Genomic DNA, 1,321 nt, shown 5'->3' with positions numbered 1-1,321 from the left:
ACACGGTCGACATCGCGCTCAACGACAGTTCGCTGATCGCGGGGTCGCCGATCCCGAAAGTCGACGTGAGCCTCTCACACGACATCCGCGAGAGCAGAACCGTCTCGTACTCCGCCGAGGCCTTCTCCGAGCGGTACTCGGTGTCGAAGTCGTGGACGGAGAACACGTCGAACGCGACGCTCACCATCCCGTGGGCGTCCGACAGCGTGATCGCGGTCCGGGACGTCTCCGTCGAGTACACGGACGAGAGCGGGACGACGCCGAGCCCGCGACCGACGCCCGACTACGAGCTGCGGAACGGCTCGGTCGTCGTCGACCTCGGCGACGTCGAAGGCGGATGGACTACCACGGTCACCGCGAACGGCTCAAAAGTTCAGGTCGAGGGTGCGGAAATGACCGTCCTCGAGCCGACCGACCAGGGCGAGGACCTGAACTCGCGGATCCGGCTCTCGAACCCGTCCGACGATGTCTACCTGCGAGTCGGGGAGACGGCACAGGGCGGGCAACTTCACTATCTCGCGAACACGTCGTGGGACAGTGCCGAAGCGACCCGATTCACGGGCCGGGGCGTGAACGAGATGCGGATCCCGAACGCGCCGGACAACGGCGAGACGACGATCCGGACGCTCCCGCTCGCGTTCGACATCGGCACGGGAGCGATCGACGTGGACGTTCCGGACGGCCGGCTCTCAGAGACGGAGCCGGTCTACCGCGTGAGTCCGGGCGAGCGGACCGGCGACGACTACGACGTGACGCACCTGAACACTACCCAGCAGCCGTACGTCCTCTACGACGAGAGCGACGAGATCGTTCTCGACCAGGGGATGGCGTCGGACTCGCTCACGCTGTCGACCGAGGACACGGAGGGAACGCGCGTCATCCAGTTCCGCGAGGACGACGGCACCGCGGGCGGCTCGGGTGGCGGCGGTAGCTCGGGCCTCGCCGGCGGCGGTGGCGGCGGGCCGATGGTGACGAGCTCGTCGCCGTTCAACGGCTTCAGCGGGCTCCGTGGGCTGCTGCCGGGAACGGACGTGTTCCTGTTCGGACTCGCCGGAGTCTTCGGACTCGCCGTGATCTCGCGGCGGACGGGGCTCTTCGACGAGGGGACGCGGAGCGACGCGGCCGCGGACGCGGCTACCGACGTGGCGGCGCGAGCGGGCGGGCTCCTCGAGCGCGTCTTCGACAACGAGATCGTGCTCGCGGCGCTGACGCTCGGCGGCGGTGTCTGGCTGCTCACGTCGGGAGCGTTCACGGCGACCGAGCGGCTGATCATCTCGGCGGGGAGCGTCCCGGTCGGGATGTTCCTGGTGCTCCAGCAGTT

Annotated in this window: 1 protein-coding gene; it reads left to right on the top strand. The window is 68.7% G+C overall.

From position 1 onward, the window contains the following. The coding region (locus FN829_RS16045; protein ID WP_185955797.1) for a hypothetical protein at positions 1-1,321 on the top strand (1,321 nt) is incomplete at both ends.

It is taken from the genome of Halorubrum cibi (assembly GCF_900182635.1).
GTDB lineage: Archaea > Halobacteriota > Halobacteria > Halobacteriales > Haloferacaceae > Halorubrum > Halorubrum cibi.
Note: the sequence above shows the minus strand (reverse complement) of the source record. Positions and strands in the feature narration are given on the sequence as shown.